Below are 16,531 nucleotides of genomic sequence, written 5' to 3' on the forward strand. Positions count from 1 at the left end.
ACTGCGGGAATTATCAGGATCGGCTTGGCATCGCTTTGCCCCACGGCAATAAGCAGCAGGGTGGAGAACAGCGGCGCCAGGTAAGACAAGGCGCCAAGCATCGCTAGGTTTCCGTGTTTGGTCGCGTGATCCCAGGCGAAGAAGGCCAGACCCACTGGGCCCAGCCCCAGGGCGATGATTGCTGCCCATTGGCCGGCGTCCGGCCGCACCGTGGTTTCAAAAGCCAGGTGGCAGAGCAGCCCAGCCACTGCGATCAGGCCGCAAATGCCACCGATGATACTGCTTGGGACATTACTGAAACGCCGGTTGACCACCGAATAGATCGACCAGACCCACGCGCAGGCAAAGGCTGCGGCGTAACCGATAAGCGGCATGCCGACGCTTTCACCCTGTGCACGCTGTTGCATGATGAAGGCTGTCCCCGCCAGGCCGAGCAAGGCTCCCAACAGTTGGCGCTTGCGCAGCGACTCGCCAGTAGAGAACCCTGAGAGCAGGACGATCAATAGCGGCCACAGGTAGGCAATCAGGCTGGCCTCAGCCGCCGGTGCGGTCTTCAGGGCAAAGAAATACAACGAGTGGTAGATAAAGATGCCGGCGAACCCCGTTGCCCATACATACCAGGGCTGTCGCCAACTGCTGAACCCCCCAGCGCCACGCAAGCCGAGCGTGCAGAGACTGGCCACGAACGCGACGGCGAAACTCGATGCCAGCAACTGAAAGGCCGGGATTCCGGCGGTCAAGGTGGTCAGTAGCGCCAGGCACGCCCACAGGAACACCGCAATCACGCCAATCAGAGTGGCACCTACGGCGCCTTTGGTGATGGTGATGGATGCGTTAGTCGTGTTCATACAAGCCCGTCTGCGGATAATCCTGATACGGGGACAATAGATAGGTTGTACGAGGACGTATTGATCGAGCCCGCTAAAAAATTGTTCAAGTCTGCTGCTTTTAGTGGTCGCGCGCTTGCTTGCGCACCGAGGCAGGGGTCAGGTTGCGGGCTCTCTTCAGGGCATGGCTCAGTGCACTCTGGTCGGCGTAACCGGCGCGATGCGCAATATCAGTGATCGACAGAGCGGTCTGGTGCAACAGGTCGATGGCCAGATTGAGGCGCAAGGTCGCTATATGGGTAAACGGGGTGATTTTCAGGTGCCGCCCGAACAGGGCATACAAGCGCCGCTCGCTGGTGCCAGCGTTACGGGCAATGTCATGCACTGTCATGGGCGTACTCAGGTGCTGTTCGATGTAGGCCAATGCCCTGGCGAGGATAAACTGCCCGGGATCGTTCGGTGCAACCTCTGGCTGCAATAAAGAACCCAGCAGCAACCGGCTCCATGACTCAGCCATCGTGGGCGAACTGATCAACCGTGGTCCATTACTGCTTGCGTAATCGAGCAAATGACGGATATCGGGCCTGACCGCAAAAAAGCGTTTGTCATCGAGAGAGTCAAGTAACTGTACGGTGCTTTTGTGTCCATCGGCACGCTGAGTCAATACGTCCAGCACCAGGAAACTGTTATGGGTATTGGCCAGGAATGTATGCCGGACCCCGGAGGCGATCACCACGCCCTGGCTCGCATCGACCTTGCCGCCACGTCCATCGACCTCAATCTCCATACAACCGGACTGGGGCAGGACTATTTGATGAAAGTCGTGTTCGTGAAGCTCGACCTGACCAGAATAGGAGCGCAGAGCCAGAGAGAATGGTTGGGGGGGCGTAGCGTTCATCCATCACTCTCCATAATCCGAGGCGCTTATCTTACGTCAACGGTAATTCCAGGAACCAGTCTGCTAACGGTAGCAATTACGTTCGGGTAACTGCGGTTAACTTGATCACGTGTGAACACAAGAATTACATCTCTTCCTGAGACACGATCTTCGACAGGCATAAGCACGTGCTTGACGTAGTCGTACAGATCAGAAAACCCAATCTGACGTTTTTACACACTCTGGGCCGAAAGCAGCCTTCCAGAAGGACGAGCCACGGGCATCTCAGCACCGCCCTACTCTTCTTTAGCGCAAATAACGCTTATCAAACCAGAACGGCTCAATCGTCTCGAGTAAATGCGTCTGAACCTGCGGATGCGCCGCGTTAACTAAATAATTAGTCGCATGCGGAATCAACGCAGACGGCACTGGCAACAGCAATTCCCCTCCGCCATCCAGCCAACGATTACCCACCACCTGCGAAGTCGGCTCATTAGCCTGCCATCCAACTGGTAACGCTGGTGAAGCCCCCATCGACGCTCCCGGAGCAACGTCGATGCGGGTCAACTGCAACGTCGAAGGAATGTTTGCCAGGCTCAGGCGCATGTGCGCCAGCACTTCCACCATCGCCAATGCAGGATGTTCAGCCGCGTAGATCACGGAGCGTGGCAAGGTGTGCCAGCGACCATCAGTGTGATGACCACCCAGCCCGCTCAAACCAGGAAAGGCTGAAATACGCCACAACTGCATCAGAAGATGCCGTGGGCGGTACGACGTATGTGAGACTCGATCAAGCGTGCGCCTGAGTCCATTACCGACAACTGCATGGGCGAAATTGCGGGTTGGCCGGGCAGGTAATCGGCCGGAGTATTCAGCCACAGCAATGCTGCGCCTTCGTCGCCACCAAACAGTTCGACCGCCTCGGCGTACACCCGCGTCAAGCGAACCACTCGCTCGGACTCGGCTTCGCTGAAGCGGGCATTGTTGCTCAGCCGGCGTCGGATGGTGCTTTCTGGCGCGACCAGTGAGGACGATAACTTTAACTTGCTGGCGACGCGTTTGTAGCTGTGGGTGGAAATACCATTGACCACAATACGCACGGCATCTGACTCTGAAGCGAGCTTGATATCCAGCAGACGCGCCATTCGCCCGAAGACTGTGTCCACTGGGGTTTTAGGTTGAAGTGCAGCACTCATAGAATTCCCTCCATTTGATCGAATTTATACGCCAAATGACGGATAACGTACAAGTGGCGGAACCCGGGTAGCGCTTCCAGCAAGACGAGCGGTCTGAGGCTACCCGATCAAGTGCTTGGTTACGACGTGGAGAGGGCCCAGAAGGCTTCCCAAGGGCCTTTGGCTGTGGCCAAGATCGTCTGCGCTTGTACCAGGCGCACAGAATCCAGCTGCCAATCCGGCACCCTCAACCCACGATTCCCCAACCCTATCGCCAACAACTGCCCCGCCTTGATTTCCCGACTCACCTGTTCCCGCGACTTACCCGCCAACCGCGCAAACTCTGGCACCGTCAAATTAGTCGGAGCCTCATACGCCGCCAGCATTGCCTGACGCTCACGCTGAATATCCGAAATCGCCGGTTCCGCCTCCTTTACCGCCCCCTCCTCCGACGTGCTCAGGCAGGCAGCAACAGCCTCAGCATTAGAGGGTGCCAACACCCTTTTCGACGCAGCCGCCACGTCATAGACCAACGAAGTGCTAGCCGCACCTACCGCCTCCGGCAGCGAAGCTGTCCCCTCCAACCGAATCGTCAACGGCGAACTCGCGGCCTCATGTTTACCCTGCGCCCACAGGTCCAGCCGATTCGCCCAATCTTGCATCATGGTGCGGCGCTGTTCGATGTATCTGGCGTGGTTGTAGGTGCACTGACTGGATCCGGATCTGCATGGGAGAGCTGCGCATCAATCCAGTTTTTGGGATAACCAATCTCGTGCAGCGCGGTGGAGATCGTCGCGCGCATGCCATGCTCGGTGAGCAGGTCGGCATAGCCCATCCGATGCAATGCATTGTTCAGCGTGTTCTCGCTGATTCGCAGCTTTAAGTTGCTGCGATGTGAGAGCAAAAACTTTTGTGCGGGTACGACCTGGTCAGTTCGTCAGATACAAATCACAAACTATGTGTTCGCGGGTAAAATGGCATAATATGCCAATGATCGAAAGAACCTGTTTGCCCAGAGCTGGAGCTAAAGATGGCGACACGAAACGTTGTGCTCACCCCTCACCAGGAGCAGGTCATCCATGACCTGGTGCAGTCCGGCCGCTATCAAAATGCCAGCGAAGTGATGCGAGAAGGTTTGCGGCTATTGGAGCAACGCGTCGCCGAAGACACCGCCAAAATTGAGGCCCTACGCCAGGCGACCTCGATCGGCCTCATGGACCTTGAGCACGGGCGCTTTGCTCAGTTGAACAAAGGGGATCTGGAGCACTACCTCGAGGGCTTGAGCCTTGAGGCAACCATCCCCGCGAGCGAGAAACACTGAGCATGCCGCAGTATCGGATTTCCAACGCGGCGCGCGCCGACATTGTCGACATCCTCAGGCTCTCCCAGACGCAGTTCGGCGATCCAGCACGCCAGCGCTACCAGGCACTGATCCTCGCGGCGCTGCAAGCGATTGCCGACACGCCTTATCGCATTGGCAGCCACGACCGCGATGAGCTTGCACCGGGCCTTCGCAGCTATCACCTCATCTATTCACGCCAGCAGACCAAACAAACCCATGGAACGGTCAAAAGCCCACGGCATATCATGTTCTATCGTGTGGCAAACGACGACGTGATCGAGGTCGTCCGACTTCTTCATGACGCCATGGAAGTGCAACTGCACCTACCCAACGACTGATCACCGACCTGGCCTAAAGACTTAACCGGCCATGAACAGCGAAGGTAAGGCGCCCCCTCGACATCTCAAACTGAGTGCCCTGGCTGTCAGCCAACTCGGCGACCAATTGAAGCGGGAGGTTCTGGGTCCGACCGGACTTTCGAGACCCATGACCAGAAACACGACGTTCAACTTTGCGTACCACTTTCAATGCTGAACAACCGTTTCTTAGGCGTTTTCCGTAGCTAGGCGCCTGGCATTACGTTCCAGCTGCCGATGGACACGCGGATCAATGCCCCTAGCCATCAGTACCCGCGCAACATCACGCAAAGCACGAGCATCTCGTAAGCTAAGTTCAGGATAGGCACCGAGAGAAATAAGGGGTTGCTTACCCGCCCTGGAAAAACGGAAGTGCCAGCACTTGATGCCTTTCGTATTCACGAAAAGGGCGAGGCCGTTGTAGTCAGGGAGGGCGTAGTCCTTGGCAAGTGGCTTGGCGTGCCGGACTGCCATATTGGTGAGAGCCATCGTACATTCTCCGTCTCGTTTGAATAGAGGAGATTTGTACGGTTTTCAGAGAGGCGAGTCCCACGAAAAAATGATCCACCAAACACCGGATTAATGTACTAAAAAATGTACTAAAAAAACGTAGCTGGTAGTGCTTTCGAGTGGAACTTACTGGAACGAAAAAAGAGGCCGAAGCCTCTTTTTTCAGTTTCTGCAAACTTCAATAGAAGCCTGTAGAACAATAATTGGAGCGGGAAACGAGACTCGCATCTGGCGTCCGACCCATTGAAATCTAAGGGGTTTCTTTTCTTTCCGAAGCAGGAAAAGACTCAATTCTGGACTTGTTTTCGGGGTGTTTCAAGAGCGAAAAAGGAGTAACTCTAAGCAAGGCTATTGGACTCTACCCATAGCCAATGGACGAATGATCATCAAGCTGGCAGTGTCATTTTCACAGGATCATAGGGTATGCCTCCCCCCGAAAAGACGTCCCAACCTCCCCCGCTCACCAGTCAACTCACAACCGACGAATATCGGCCACCGCAGGCAACTCTTCGGGCCGGTAGACCATGAGCAGATGTTCTGGAGCCCTCTCCCGCTCAGGATCGATGGCCGCTCGGAAGGATTGGATTAAATACTTGGCGATAGGGGCGCGGATGTTAAAAACCGTTGCTGCAGTACCCTCCATGTATTCCTCACGGACCATACGGGCCTGCTCTGCCGACAGATCCCTGTGTGGCACCAGATGCACTGCAGTACTAAAAAATGTACTAAGAAAACGTGGATGGTAGTGTTTTCGAGTGGAGCTTACTGAAACGAAAAACGAGACATTCACTGGATGGTTTATTCATTGATTTTTTAATTTATCCGATTACGTCGATGCATGAATACTTGATGGTGTACTTGTTCATTACGGGGTTCAAACACGAAAAGAAGAAAGGTGGATACCGGCTATATCCACCACACGACTCCACACGTCAGGGCAATGACCGCACCCACCCCGAGCAGCCACCAGAACAGGGTGCGCTTACGCACAAGCGAAACCGCAGGTAGACATTCAGGAATCTCCTCAGGCGGCGGTTCAATTGGCACAATCACCACGGGCACTGAGGGCGGCAACGCCGGCGTTGGGCTGGTGACTGGCGGTCGTCCATCCGCTTCGGTACGACGCGCCAAGCGCTGCATCAATCCACCGAGCTGCTGACGTAACGCTTGCAGCATGACCGGAGGCTCATGCCTCTGGCTAACCAACAGCCTTGCCAGCCCCTCCAGCTTTTTGTCCATATTGGCCAGAGCGGCTAATGCCGAACGTGGGACTTCCAGGCTGCGCAGTACCCGCTGCCATTGGCCGAACAACCAACCCAATATATCCAGGCGTGCCAACACCTTGGGAGGCCACACACTTGCGCCTGCGCGGCACACGGCATCGATCATCTCTACGCCTTGGGCCATGCCTTCTAGCCCCCGCAGGTGACTGCAAGCCAGGGCAAAACAGGCGGTGGTTTGCAGGTCGGCGCCATTTTTTTCGAACAGGGCCAGGCTTAATTCCTCCACCTGGGCCCAGTCCACATCCGGACAGGCCGGATGCGTCAATTTGGCCAGCTCATTACGCAGCAAGGCAAACTCACGCAAGCCACTCGGGTCGCCGCCCACTCGCAGCGGTCTTTCCAATAACTCCGTCATTGCGCTTCCTTCAGGGTTCATGGGTTCGACAGATAGTTCTGCCGCCTCAGATGGCGTACCAACACCTTGCCCTCGGGCGCCAGGGTGGCAGCAAAAGTTACCTGCTCGCCCGCTTTGAGCTGCACGTCGAGAGCGTATTCCAGATGGCCCGGCACGGCTTGGGGCAGCAGCTCGATCTGCACCGCCGCCAAACGAGGCTCGTACTTGAGCAGCGTGTGCACCAGGGTGTTCATCAGCCCGTGCGCCGAAGCGGGCAAGCCTTGCAGGATCTGGCCCATGTCCGGCAAACCGTAATCCGGCAGGTGGCTCAACGAGCCCGCGCGGCTGTTGAGGATGCGTTGCAGGTTGTCCAGCACCGACAGGGTTTGCTGGTCTTCTTCGCGCACGCGATGCAGGTCCAGTTCACCGTCGAAGCTCTGCAGGAGTATTTCGTAGAGCGAGGGGTTCAGCTCTCCCATGCGCTATTTCTCCACCGGCGTTTGCAGCGTCAATCGGTTGTTACCCAACTCGATCACCCGCGCCTGGTCCGGGTCCAAGTCTTCGCGGGACAGGGTGAGGCGCCAGGTGTTTTTGACGGTATCCGGGTTGCGAAATAACGCCACCACCGTGACAAACTTCGCGTCCTTATGCATGGGCATGTTCAGTTGCGCGCCCTCTCCGGGCTTCACTACCTGGGCTCGCTGGTCCAGCAGATCGGCACTCAACAGGTTGTCCGCATCGCTCAGCACGCGTTCATAAGTCGCCTTGTTGATCAGCGTGTCGTCACGCAACTGATACACACGCACGAGCGTGGGCACCGACAGGCCGCTCATGTCGGTCACGTCGGTGTTCATCGCCGCCCGGCCAGTGAAGTCCAGATGCAGGGTCGTCACTTGCTTGTAAAAGATCGACTGGGTCGTGGACACGGTGGCGTCCGTCACCTTCTGAGTCAGCCCACAGCCGCCCAGCAGTGCCCCGAGCACCGCCACTGTTACTGCATTAAAAACGGTACGCGACATGCTGTGCCTCTCTGAACTGGGGGTTACCTTGCAGGCCCTGATAGCGGCCCAGATTGATGGTGATGGTGTCGTCGGCGCCGACCTGCCAAGCCGTGCCGCCCAGGCCCAGCACGCCGGTCATGCCCAGCAGCACCGGTGGGCCGCCCAGCACGGGTTTGGGCAAGCTGCGCACCGGCAGCGACAACTGCAACTTCGCGGTGCAGCGCCAGCCCAGGTACACCCGCAATAACACCAACAGGTCGGTGTACAACTGGCCTCCCGGCAGCCAACCGTGGGCTTCGTCCAGGTCTTCGGTGTACAGCGCCAGGTGCAACTGGCTGTTGGCATCAAAGCCAGCGCTACCCAGCGGCGTGCCCTGGGACAAGCCCACCGGGCGGCTGGAGGACAGACTCGCCGGCTGCGCCAAGGGGATCTTGCGCGGCCAGTGCGGTGTCACCTTGGGTTGGGTATTGGGCGCCAACAGCTTGACCAGCGCGGTGATGCCTTCAGCGTTGCGCGTGGGCAGGCGCATCACGCCCAGCAGCGCCAAAAAGCGCGAGATCGGTGTAGCCACCTGTTGCGCCGTCCCGGGAATGCCCAGGCCTACCAACCCCAGCAGGCATTGCGAAGTGGCGTCGCGGCCACCGCTTTCGAAGGCTGCTGGGTAGGAGTACTTGCGCCAGATCCGGTAGAACTGGGTAAAGATCCGGTGATTGAAGATATCCAGAAACGCCTCCAGGGCTTCATGGCCTTCGCGGCGTTGGGCGATGTCATCCAGGAAGCTGGTGGGCATCGGCGAATCAACGCCGTACAGCCCCAGCAGGCGCGTGCGCACCGTGGCCGGGCGCTCGGGATGGTACTCATCGGTTTCGATGGCCCGCAGCTCTCCGGCGGGAAAGCCCATGCCGGGGTCGGGGCGAAAGCGCACCGGGTCATCCGCCGGGTGGGCGGTGCTGCCCAACAAGGGGTGACCGGGCAACGCCTGTTCCAGCAACTGGCAGAACCGGTACAGGTTGGCCTCCGCGACCCGCCCGCCCAGTGCGTCCAGCAGACCGGAGGCTTTCAGCCGGGAATACGCTGACTGTGGTTCTCGTTCCATCGCAGGCACTTTCCAGTAGGTTGCAGGATCAGCGTGAGCTGGTTGAATAAATGAATGTCGGCATACAGGCCAAAGAAGCGGTGGAGCATCTCACCGAACAGGCTGATATCGCCCTCCCCCGAAAACCCGTTGGCATCCAGGGTGACTTCGATGTCTACGCCGCGCAGTAAAAAGCCCTTTTCGAAGCGCTGAACCAGATGGTGGCGCACATCGACAATCGCCTCCAGGCTACGACGGTTCAACTCGCTGCCGGTCCAGTCGTACAGCGCCAGCGTGCCACGCAGCACCTCGGCACTGTCGAGCATCGGCAGGAAGTTGGAGCCCAGGTGGCTGAGTACCCGCCAATGGAAACGATCCCGGTTGGGCGGGTACTGCGGCAGGCTCGGCGCACACAGGTTGCGCACCCGCAGACCGGCCTGGGTCGATTGCACGGCGGTGTCGAGCAAGGTGCTTTGCAATGCTTTGCGCGGCAACAGGCCGTTGGTGCCAGTCAGACGCAGGGACAGGCTTTCGGTGGTGTTCAAACGGTCCGCGTCGAAGCCCTCGCCCCCCAGGATCAGCCAGGTGTCGTGCAGGCCCTTGGCCGAGCGCTTCAAGCGGGTGTGGAAGTAGCGTTCCGGCGCGTCGTCGCGCAGCATCCCGCCCTTGTGGCGGAAGCTGGTGAACGGCACGTAGTCATGGCGTTCGGCGTTTTTCGACGAGGTGACCCGGTCGACCGAATAGATCTCTGTATGGCCGTCCTGCAAGCGCATCGGCCGCAGCAGGTAGTCAGTCTGCAACGGCGCCAGGGTCAAGGGGTCGGCCTCCAGCGGGAACAGGTTGATCACCGGCACCGCATGCAGGCGAATGTGCTCGTGGTTGAGGCTGAATTCGTGGGGCCACGCCTCGCGCAGTACCACGTCCAGTTCGAACCAGGGCGTGCCGGCAGCCAACGCCAGGCGCTCCAGCCCGCACAGGGTCACGAACATGAACTTCTCGCGGAAGGTGAAATATTCCAGCAGCAACTGATATCCGCTGAAGGCGCTGTCGCCCTTGGGCCACAGGCGGTCTTCATCGGCAAAGCCCTTGGGTGCGAAATGCGCCTGCAGCGCCTGGCGCTCGGTTTGCCCTGGCAGGCGCGCATACACCGCCTGGGTGTTCAAGGTCAGCGCCTGATGCAAGGCGCTGGCCAGTGGCGCGTCGGCATTGAGGTACAGCGGCAGGCGGCTCAGGTCGATCTCGCCCCAGTCGGTCAAGGCGCCGCAGGCAAAGCGCAGGCGCAACACCGAACGGCCGTCCGGCTCGTAGGCCAGGCGCACCTGCTCCAGCGCCAAAGGTTGCAGGGTCAGCGCCTGGGTGGTGGTGTAGCAGCAGCGTGTACCTTGCGCACCGATGGGTTGGGACAACACCTCGAAGCCCTTCGCGATCGGTTCGCTGTGCTTCATTTGCTTGAGGTCCGGCGCCAGCTCGATGATCGACAGCGACGGAATAGTGCGCAAGTAATGCGGCCACAGCAGGCTGACCAGCCCCTCGGTCAGCTCCGGCAAGTCATCGTCGAGCTTTTCGCGCAGGCGCCCCATCAGGAACGCGAAGCCCTCGAACAGGCGCTCTACGTAAGGGTCCTGGGCACCGGGTTTATCCAGGTTGAGTTGCGCCGCCCGGTCGGGGAACGCCTGCGCGAACTCCTTGCCGGCTTCGCGCAGGTAGCGCATCTCGGCGTCAAAGTAACGCAGCGTCAAATTATCCATGCTCACACAAACACTCCCGCTCAATAAGGGTTAGCCGCACAGCACGGCGGCGCGTACCGGGTCGATCGTCACCAGCGCCGCCAGCAACGCTTCGGTGCGTCGGGCCAGGCCGGGTTTGTCGGCATCGTTGCGTTGGGTTTTCAAGCGCAGCAGCTTGAGCAGACGCGCCTTGACCTCGAAATTCAGTTCCGGCTCCCAGGTCGCCAGGCCATGCTGCTGCGCCGTGGCATCCAGCTCGCCAAGCAGGTGCATCGCCAGCTCGCTCTTGCCGTATTGCTCGGCAACCCGCGCCATCAACAGCCGCAACAGCCAGCGTTGGCGCCCGGTCTGCGCACCTGGGCGCGCCGCCAGCCAGGCCAGCGCCGCCTCGACGCCATCACTGTCAGCCTGGGCCACCGCTTCGCTTTCCAGCGAGAGGATGTCGGCGTCGGCCGAGGTCAGCACCGCTCGTGGCGCGGGTAGCCATTGTTGTGGGCGATTGCCGCTGACGTGCTGGGTGATCCAGTCACGGGTGGTCTCATCGGCGAAGGGAGTACCGTCGCTCCAGTGCAACAGTTCCAGGCCCGGCAAACGCTCGAGGAACATGCCTAGGTCACGCTTGACGATATCCGCCCAACTGTCCTGCGGCGCCGGTTGCTTGCTCAGCGCCTGGTACAGGTACCACTGCAAATCCAGCCAGAAATGGTTCACTCCCTCGGCGTACATACGTTCGATCTGGTCGAGCAGTTCCGACCAGCCCTGTTGCAGGTACAGGCGCTTGAGCTGCGCGCGATAATCGCCACGCGGCGGTGCCAGGCGCGTGGTGCCGCTGGCCTCCTCCGGCGGCGCCTGGTGCACGGTGTCCCAGCGCAGGCTTTTCATCAGCCGGTGCGCCGCCAGCCACCCCAGGGGTTGCTCGCGCAAATAACCGGCCAGCGCACGACCGTTGTCCAGCAGGTCGCGCCCGGACTTGATCGTCGTAACGCCGGGCGCCGCCGTATGCAGGTTGGTTTCATGACTGGCGCTGTGCTGCGGCACCAGCGCATCCACCCCACCGGACTGCGCCAACCTTGCCGACAACGCGTCATACAGCGCCCCCAACGCCGGTCGCTGATCCGCCGGCCAAGCTTGCAGTCCATGCTCCAGCCAGGCCAGCGCCGCCACCGTGCGCTCGGCCTCGCTGCGCACCACCTCCGGGTACAGCGACAGGCTGTCCAACACCTTGCCGCTGGCCAGCCACTCCAAGGCCATCTTGCGGGTGTTGGGCCGCGTCGGCAGCACCTCGGCGGCATAGCGCTCCACCAGTGCAGCCAACAAAGTCAGGCCATCCGCCAACCCGGCCTCACCGTCTTTTTGCAGGCGCGCCCACAGGTAATAGGTGGCCACGCGCAAATCCTTGCAAGTGTGCTCCAGCAGCTTCTGCGCCCACTGCACCACCTGCTCGGCATCGGCGCCGGAGAGCTTGTTGACCTCTTCGCGCATACGCTGGAAGTCGTCGTCGTAACCGGGGTCGTTGCCGGCGGGCGCGTCGCTGCTGATCGGCTGCAGCCACGCCTGCCAGGGCCCGGCCTGCTGACGGGCCAGGGCAACGGCGTCACGTTTGCCCAGGCATTGGGTGACCAGGGTGTGCAGGCTCATTCAAGGTTCCCCTGTGTTGCAGTAGTCGCCGTGCTCTCAGCCAGAAAAATCTGCTGCGGCAAGGTGAAGTTGCGCAGCGCCAACAAGGCCAGCGGCCCGGTGCTCATTTCGGTGCGCAGGTTCCAGGTCAGGTCCAGGCCATCCGGGGCCTTGAGTACCATGCGAAAGCGGCTGTCGCCGTCGTCCAGCGGCGTGAGCGTGGCTTTTTCCAGCAGGCGGATCAGGCCCCAGGTGCCCTCGAAATCACCGAACAGACGCTCGCCACTCTGCACGCTGGTCCAGCTCAAACTCGCCCCCGGATCGTCGCTGAAGCCCGGCCAGTTGAAGCGTTGCCATGCCTGGCGCTGGTTGAAGTACTGGTGCTCTTCGCCATTGAGGATGAAGTTGGTCTGCACCACATTGCGCGACGGTCGGCCCTGTAATTCAAAGCTCATGCCCATGCCGCCGTCGGTGTACATCACATCAGCCAATTGGCTGAGCTGGTTGATCGCCGCCAGGAATTGCGGGTTGAAGCGCAGCCCCTGACTGTGGCGCGGGTCGGCCACCCAGCGGCTGCCTTCCTTGCGCAGCACGCCGCCCAATTGGTTCTGCAAAAACTGCTCGATGCGTCCGGAGTCGGCGCGGATCATCTGCCCCAGCATTGGCAGCGAGGCGTCGCTGGTGGTGTTGGCAAACGGATAACGCCCGGCGAACGCGCCCTGCCAGTCGGTGACGATTGCCCGCCGCCACTGGTTGTTGAGCCCTGCCGCCGAGGGTTGCAGCACCCGTTGCCAGGCTTGCGCCAGCGGCTGCACAAACAGCGTCTGGCCGACCACGCCCCACTCCGCGCCCAGGCTGGCGGCGATTAGGCTGCCATAGGACTGGGTGTCGGTAAGGTCGACACTCTTGCCCTGGAACACGGTTTGCGCCAGGGCCTGGGTCATTTCCCGAGGGTCGGAGGCGCTGCTCACTTGTTGCAGCTTCAGGCGCACCCGCGTCACGCGGGTGAGGAAGGCTTGCAGGCTCAGGCGCTCGCTGTCGGCCTGGCCTTCGGCGTCCTTGCCAAGCAGGGTCAGCAGCGGCCCGAAGGTGCCGTCCAATGGACTGCGGGGCACCTGGCTCTGTTGGTCGATCAGCGGCACCTTGTCCTGGTCGAGCAGGTCTTTGGCCGACTTCATCAGCGAGTCGGCCAAGGCCTGCGTGCGCGTGCCGGCCTGGCCCTGGTAGGCCAGGGTGTTCATCAGCGCGATCAATGGCGACTGGCGCACGTCGGTCATCAGGGTCAGTTGGTCGATCACATCGCCCATGCCCTCGGCCTTGCGCCAGCGCAGGCTGTTGAGAAAGTCCAGCCAGGCACTGGCGTAGTCCTGGAAGTAGCGTTCGGTGAGTTGCTCCTTGAGCATCTGCGGGGTCAGCTCGCTGGCGATGTCAGTCTGACTGTCGCTGAGCACCCAGTCGATTTCCTCGCGGCGTGCTTCGGCGATCTCATCGATGGCCTGGCGCACTCGGCCTTCCCACGCCTGCCGGGTAAACACCCCCGCTACGCTGGCCGTGGTGGTGAACAGCGCCGAGGCATCGGTTTCGCCAACCATGCCGTGCAGGCTCAGCGCCGGGTATTGATTGGCCGCAATGTCGAGCACTTTGCGGTACAACGCGGCCTGCGCATTGCGCTGGCCCAACTGGCTGAGCAACACCTGACGGGCCTGGGCCACCAGCGCCGGGTCGGCCTTGATCGCCCAGTCCGGGTGCGCCGCCAACTGCTCGCCATAGAAGCCCCACAAGACTGGCGACAGGCCTTGCCAAAGCCCCGTCGACACGCCGCTGCGCGCCGGTTCGGCGTTTACCAGCGCCTGGCGTAAAAAGGTGGTGTCGGCCTTCTGTGGCCGGGCCAGCATCAGGTACGCCTTCAAGTTCTCATAAGCCCCTGCAGCAGCCCCCGCACGCTGTTCGCTACCGGGCGGCAAGGCGATAAATGCCTTGAGCCGGCCTTGCAGGTTGACCACCACCGGGTCACGCATCAGGCGGTTGTTGGCCTCGACGTAATGCGGCCACACTGCCGCCAGCAGGTTCTGATTCTGCTCCAGGCCGAAGCGCTGATACCACGGCACGCCGTTTTTAGCGCGGTAATCCAGGCGCGCCAGTTCACGGGTCAGATCGTTGAGCGCGGTCAACTGCACGTCGCCGCTGCCGGGCTGCTGCAAGGCCGCTACCGAACGCTCGACCTCGCCAATCTGCACGCGGTTGGTCACGAACGACAGCAACAACCCCGCGCCCCACATCAACGCCAACCCCAGCACCAACGCATAGCCGACGCGCACCACGCCCCAGCCTAGACGGCGGCTATTGCGGTTATCGTCAAGCACACCCTGCCACGGGGTAGGCGCGGACCAGTCGTGGGTTTTTGAAGCAGACTTTAGCGGCGCCACCGGCAGGCTGAACCATAACCCACGCAACGGCACGCCCCGGGAAAACTCGGGCGTCAGCGGCTCCAGCACCTGCCGCCAACGGGTGATCCCCTTGGCCTGCAAATCACGCGACAACCGCAGCAGAAAATCGTGGGCCAACGTCTCATTCATCTGCCCCAGCCCGGCGCGGCGCAACGGCGTGAGCAACTCGGTCAACTGCTCCTGCAGTTCCTGCGCACTGAAACGCTCGGGCAATACACAGCCCACCGGTTGCACCGCACGGCCGGTTTGCTCCCAGGTGCTGGCGCACACTTGCCAGAGGTACAAGGGCAACTGCCAACCTACGTGATGCGCCAAGCGTTTCAACTGGCGCACGCCAGTGGCCATCGCGGCATCGTCGGCGGCCTGGGTGTTGTCCAAGGACCAGACCACGCCGTCCAGGGAGCGCCAGCGGCTCAGGCCGGACCAGTGCGCGGTGAAGCTTTGCTCCAGGGATTCGTGGGCGTTGCCGCCCCACAGCAGGACTGTGCCTTGGCCTTCCAGCCAGTGTTGGGTGGTGAGGTTGGGGGCGATGGCTTCGACGGTGTCGGGGTTGCCGATGATGAGGAGGAGGCGGACTTTTTGGCGCCAGAAGAAACCGTGTTGCTCGCGTAGGTGATTACGTAAGGCCTTAACCCGATCAGCACCGTCATCGGTCGGTGGCGGGCTCAACGTTGAGCCCGGAATTGACGGAGCCACCCCCACCACCCGTTCAGCCTGACGAACAGCCAGGCGATCCCAGGCGAGCAGCACCACCGGGCATAACCAGCAGAGCGCGAACCACACACCCAGCCCCCACAACGCCAGTTGCTTGAGCGGCAACTGCGGCCAGCCCAATGCGTCGCCGCCCAAGCCATATACCAGGCAGCCCAATAGCACCAGCAGGGTAATGAGCAGCAAATAGCCGAACCCCACGCGCGCCAACGAACCTTTCCCCATGTCCTTAACTATTGCCATAAGGCACCGCCACTCCAATCGCCAACCGTTTATTTGCATCCTGACTCAACCAACCACAGGGCTGCCCCGCCGCACCGGCTTGAAGCAATGCCAGGGACATCCCGATAAACGGTGCCAGATCCTCCAACACACCCCACTGCCCGGCCAACTGATGCTCCGCCGCCGACCAGCCGCCTTCCACGAAAACGTCCTGGCTGGCTTTATCCAGCGCCAGGCAGTCGGAGGGGGGTTGTTCCAATCCGGCGTAACGTTGCATCTGGGCGCAGAGTTCGACGGACGCGCCATCAGCGAGGTATTCGCCTCGGTGCAACAGCTGTCCCCCGTCTCGGCTGACTCGCCAGAGAAACCCCGCTTCGCCGGGCAGTTCATCCTCTTCAGCGACCGCTACCGACGAAACGCCAGCACACAACAACCAGTCGTTTTCACCAGAACAGTCACGATGAAAAACATCGATCAGGTGGTCCAGATCAGCCAAATTCTGCAAGGGCAAGCGCGCCGACGGCAGCACAATGCCGCCCTTGGTCAACACGCCCTCAAACGCGGTTTGGCTAGCCTTGCTGCCCACCCAGGCGACAGCCCGCAAGTGCGGCCAGCACTCACTCAACTCCGCAGACGCCAAAGCCAACCGCCCCAAGTGCCTGCCCAATGCTGGGGCTCGCTCCGAGATCACGCTCAATGACACCTGGCAGCGCAACCGAGGGCGTATGGCACCCGTCACTTCGAATACCTCTGGCGGTGGCGCGTCTTTCATCAAATGCAGGTAATTGGCTTGCACATCCCCCGCTGGCCCCAGCAACACCACGCTCTGCACTGGCAGGCCAAGTCGACGCTGTTGCCACCAGGCGTTCGTGGCCACTTGCGAGGTGCGCAGGTACACCTGGCGGTTGAACAGCAGGATCTGCCATATCAACACCCGCACGGCCAACACCACTCCCCAGCCCAGGGGCAGCAATGCACTCCAGAGCAACATATCCAGCCGCGGCTGCTCTTTGGGCCATAGCATCAA

General features: G+C 60.8%; 16 protein-coding genes and 1 pseudogene. 2 read left to right on the forward strand and 15 right to left on the reverse strand.

Going from position 1 to position 16,531, the window contains the following annotated elements:
• From BFQ03_RS22785 to BFQ03_RS22805, 5 genes and pseudogenes are all read right to left on the reverse strand, one after another.
• Positions 1-848: aromatic amino acid exporter YddG (locus tag BFQ03_RS22785; protein ID WP_065943928.1), on the reverse strand; the 848-nt coding region annotated here is incomplete at its 3' end.
• A 100-nt stretch (positions 849-948) separates the two neighbouring features.
• A complete protein-coding gene (locus BFQ03_RS22790; RefSeq protein ID WP_065942851.1) occupies positions 949-1,725 on the reverse strand; it encodes an AraC family transcriptional regulator in 777 nt (258 codons plus the stop codon).
• Positions 1,726-2,010: 285 nt separating this feature from the next.
• The gene (locus BFQ03_RS22795; protein WP_065944069.1) at positions 2,011-2,454 is read right to left on the reverse strand and encodes an RES family NAD+ phosphorylase; all 444 of its coding nucleotides are present in this window, start codon (positions 2,452-2,454) and stop codon (positions 2,011-2,013) included.
• Positions 2,454-2,900 carry an antitoxin Xre/MbcA/ParS toxin-binding domain-containing protein gene (locus tag BFQ03_RS22800; protein WP_083204894.1) on the reverse strand — a complete coding sequence of 149 codons (447 nt, stop codon included), beginning with the start codon at positions 2,898-2,900 and terminating at the stop codon, positions 2,454-2,456. The genes BFQ03_RS22795 and BFQ03_RS22800 overlap by 1 nt, the downstream gene beginning before the upstream one ends.
• Positions 2,901-3,019: 119 nt before the next feature.
• Positions 3,020-3,810, reverse strand: a pseudogene (locus BFQ03_RS22805) (integrase); the annotation flags it as partial.
• 99 nt (positions 3,811-3,909) lie between these two features.
• On the opposite strand from BFQ03_RS22805, the gene BFQ03_RS22810 reads away from it, so the two are divergent.
• Together BFQ03_RS22810 and BFQ03_RS22815 are read left to right on the forward strand one after the other, a co-directional pair.
• On the forward strand, positions 3,910-4,200 hold the full coding sequence (locus BFQ03_RS22810) for a type II toxin-antitoxin system ParD family antitoxin (RefSeq protein ID WP_065944072.1): 291 nt from the start codon (positions 3,910-3,912) through the stop codon (positions 4,198-4,200).
• 2 nt (positions 4,201-4,202) lie between these two features.
• Positions 4,203-4,559, forward strand: a complete 357-nt coding sequence (locus tag BFQ03_RS22815) for a type II toxin-antitoxin system RelE/ParE family toxin (protein WP_065944073.1) — start codon at positions 4,203-4,205, stop codon at positions 4,557-4,559.
• A gap of 207 nt (positions 4,560-4,766) precedes the next feature.
• Here the strand turns inward: BFQ03_RS22815 and BFQ03_RS22820 are convergent, their stop codons facing one another.
• From BFQ03_RS22820 to BFQ03_RS22865, 10 genes are all read right to left on the reverse strand, one after another.
• Positions 4,767-5,066, reverse strand: a complete 300-nt coding sequence (locus BFQ03_RS22820; RefSeq protein ID WP_065944074.1) for an Arm DNA-binding domain-containing protein — start codon at positions 5,064-5,066, stop codon at positions 4,767-4,769.
• Between the two features lie 493 nt (positions 5,067-5,559).
• Positions 5,560-5,748, reverse strand: a complete 189-nt coding sequence (locus tag BFQ03_RS22825) for a hypothetical protein (protein WP_065944075.1) — start codon at positions 5,746-5,748, stop codon at positions 5,560-5,562.
• 245 nt (positions 5,749-5,993) lie between these two features.
• Positions 5,994-6,725: a type VI secretion system ImpA family N-terminal domain-containing protein gene (locus BFQ03_RS22830; protein ID WP_065944076.1), complete on the reverse strand. Its 732-nt coding sequence runs from the start codon at positions 6,723-6,725 to the stop codon at positions 5,994-5,996.
• 17 nt (positions 6,726-6,742) lie between these two features.
• Positions 6,743-7,183 carry a type VI secretion system baseplate subunit TssE gene (tssE, locus tag BFQ03_RS22835; protein WP_065944077.1) on the reverse strand — a complete coding sequence of 147 codons (441 nt, stop codon included), beginning with the start codon at positions 7,181-7,183 and terminating at the stop codon, positions 6,743-6,745.
• 3 nt (positions 7,184-7,186) lie between these two features.
• Complete coding sequence (gene tssJ, locus BFQ03_RS22840; RefSeq protein ID WP_065944078.1) at positions 7,187-7,723, reverse strand: type VI secretion system lipoprotein TssJ; 537 nt, start codon at positions 7,721-7,723, stop codon at positions 7,187-7,189.
• A complete protein-coding gene (gene tssG, locus BFQ03_RS22845; protein WP_065944079.1) occupies positions 7,704-8,801 on the reverse strand; it encodes a type VI secretion system baseplate subunit TssG in 1,098 nt (365 codons plus the stop codon). Before tssG ends, tssJ begins: the two co-directional genes overlap by 20 nt.
• Positions 8,765-10,534 carry a type VI secretion system baseplate subunit TssF gene (gene tssF, locus BFQ03_RS22850; RefSeq protein WP_065944080.1) on the reverse strand — a complete coding sequence of 590 codons (1,770 nt, stop codon included), beginning with the start codon at positions 10,532-10,534 and terminating at the stop codon, positions 8,765-8,767. The genes tssG and tssF overlap by 37 nt, the downstream gene beginning before the upstream one ends.
• A gap of 24 nt (positions 10,535-10,558) precedes the next feature.
• Positions 10,559-12,145 (reverse strand): type VI secretion system protein TssA, encoded by a 1,587-nt coding sequence (gene tssA, locus BFQ03_RS22855; protein ID WP_065944081.1) that lies wholly within the window; start codon positions 12,143-12,145, stop codon positions 10,559-10,561.
• The gene (locus BFQ03_RS22860; protein ID WP_239695272.1) at positions 12,142-15,525 is read right to left on the reverse strand and encodes an ImcF-related family protein; all 3,384 of its coding nucleotides are present in this window, start codon (positions 15,523-15,525) and stop codon (positions 12,142-12,144) included. Before BFQ03_RS22860 ends, tssA begins: the two co-directional genes overlap by 4 nt.
• Positions 15,512-16,495, reverse strand: a complete 984-nt coding sequence (locus BFQ03_RS22865; protein WP_065944142.1) for a hypothetical protein — start codon at positions 16,493-16,495, stop codon at positions 15,512-15,514. Before BFQ03_RS22865 ends, BFQ03_RS22860 begins: the two co-directional genes overlap by 14 nt.
• Between the last annotated feature and the right edge of the window lie 36 nt (positions 16,496-16,531).

It is taken from the genome of Pseudomonas sp. 25 R 14 (assembly GCF_900004755.1).
GTDB lineage: Bacteria > Pseudomonadota > Gammaproteobacteria > Pseudomonadales > Pseudomonadaceae > Aquipseudomonas > Aquipseudomonas brenneri.

Bases quoted from the DNA above. Each gene is read 5' to 3' on its own strand.
- BFQ03_RS22790 (WP_065942851.1), bottom strand. From the start codon at position 1,725: ATGAACGCTACGCCCCCCCAACCATTCTCTCTGGCTCTGCGCTCCTAT.
- BFQ03_RS22795 (WP_065944069.1), bottom strand. From the start codon at position 2,454: ATGCAGTTGTGGCGTATTTCAGCCTTTCCTGGTTTGAGCGGGCTGGGT.
- BFQ03_RS22800 (WP_083204894.1), bottom strand. From the start codon at position 2,900: ATGAGTGCTGCACTTCAACCTAAAACCCCAGTGGACACAGTCTTCGGG.
- BFQ03_RS22810 (WP_065944072.1), top strand. From the start codon at position 3,910: ATGGCGACACGAAACGTTGTGCTCACCCCTCACCAGGAGCAGGTCATC.
- BFQ03_RS22815 (WP_065944073.1), top strand. From the start codon at position 4,203: ATGCCGCAGTATCGGATTTCCAACGCGGCGCGCGCCGACATTGTCGAC.
- BFQ03_RS22820 (WP_065944074.1), bottom strand. From the start codon at position 5,066: ATGGCTCTCACCAATATGGCAGTCCGGCACGCCAAGCCACTTGCCAAG.
- BFQ03_RS22825 (WP_065944075.1), bottom strand. From the start codon at position 5,748: ATGGTCCGTGAGGAATACATGGAGGGTACTGCAGCAACGGTTTTTAAC.
- BFQ03_RS22830 (WP_065944076.1), bottom strand. From the start codon at position 6,725: ATGACGGAGTTATTGGAAAGACCGCTGCGAGTGGGCGGCGACCCGAGT.
- tssE (WP_065944077.1), bottom strand. From the start codon at position 7,183: ATGGGAGAGCTGAACCCCTCGCTCTACGAAATACTCCTGCAGAGCTTC.
- tssJ (WP_065944078.1), bottom strand. From the start codon at position 7,723: ATGTCGCGTACCGTTTTTAATGCAGTAACAGTGGCGGTGCTCGGGGCA.
- tssG (WP_065944079.1), bottom strand. From the start codon at position 8,801: ATGGAACGAGAACCACAGTCAGCGTATTCCCGGCTGAAAGCCTCCGGT.
- tssA (WP_065944081.1), bottom strand. From the start codon at position 12,145: ATGAGCCTGCACACCCTGGTCACCCAATGCCTGGGCAAACGTGACGCC.
- BFQ03_RS22860 (WP_239695272.1), bottom strand. From the start codon at position 15,525: ATGGCAATAGTTAAGGACATGGGGAAAGGTTCGTTGGCGCGCGTGGGG.
- BFQ03_RS22865 (WP_065944142.1), bottom strand. From the start codon at position 16,495: ATGTTGCTCTGGAGTGCATTGCTGCCCCTGGGCTGGGGAGTGGTGTTG.